This window comes from Altererythrobacter sp. (assembly GCF_050299635.1).
Classification (GTDB): Bacteria; Pseudomonadota; Alphaproteobacteria; order Sphingomonadales; family Sphingomonadaceae; genus Erythrobacter.
Genome location: NZ_JBNKWF010000063.1, coordinates 1 through 838, shown reverse-complemented (window position 1 = coordinate 838; position 838 = coordinate 1). Strand labels below are relative to the sequence as shown.

General features: G+C 54.8%; 1 tRNA gene and 1 rRNA gene. Both read left to right on the top strand.

What is annotated here, in order from left to right:
* The first annotated feature begins 64 nt into the window (after nt 1–64).
* Nucleotides 65–140: transfer RNA gene (locus ACQY6C_RS14820), tRNA-Ala, on the top strand.
* Between the two features lie 264 nt (nt 141–404).
* Nucleotides 405–838, top strand: a 23S ribosomal RNA gene (locus ACQY6C_RS14815); the annotation flags it as partial.

Here is an 838-nt window from a genome sequence, read left to right as displayed (position 1 = left end):
TAGAGCACCGTCTTGATAAGGCGGGGGTCGTTGGTTCGAACCCAACCAGACCCACCAAATCAAGGGGGGATTAGCTCAGCTGGGAGAGCACCTGCTTTGCAAGCAGGGGGTCGTCGGTTCGATCCCGTCATCCTCCACCACGGATACATGAAGATCAGAAGCAAGGGCGTCGTTCGCGCGAAGGCGGGGCGGGCGGAGCGTTTGCTTCTGGCTTTCGGGCCAGTCGGTTGCTCTTTAACAAAGTGGAAGAAGGTAGTGCCGGTCGTGGAAGTAGCGCGACTGGCACGGGTTGTGTGATTGCATTTGCGCGAAGCGCTGGTTGCGAACCGGCGCCGGTGCTTCGCTGCACAAACGAGTTCGAGCTTATGGCGTTGGGCCTTCGATTAGAGGGTCTGGGGTTATAGGATCAAGCGACTAAGTGCATGTGGTGGATGCCTTGGCGATCACAGGCGATGAAGGACGTGTAAGTCTGCGATAAGCTGTGGTTAGCTGACACGAAAGCGTATAACCCACAGATTTCCGAATGGGGAAACCCAACCTTTTAGGTTATCACTTTGCTGTAAGGCATTGTGAGGCGAACCCGGAGAACTGAAACATCTAAGTACCCGGAGGAAAGGAAATCAATAGAGACTCCGCTAGTAGTGGCGAGCGAACGCGGACCAGCCGAGCATGAAGTGTGATTAGAACCATCTGGGAAGTTGGGCCATAGCGGGTGACAGCCCCGTATAAGAAGCACGGATTGACGTATTAAGTAGGGCGGAACACGTGAAATTCTGTCTGAAGATCGGGGGACCACCCCCGAAGGCTAAGTACTCCTTACTGACCGATAGCGAACCAG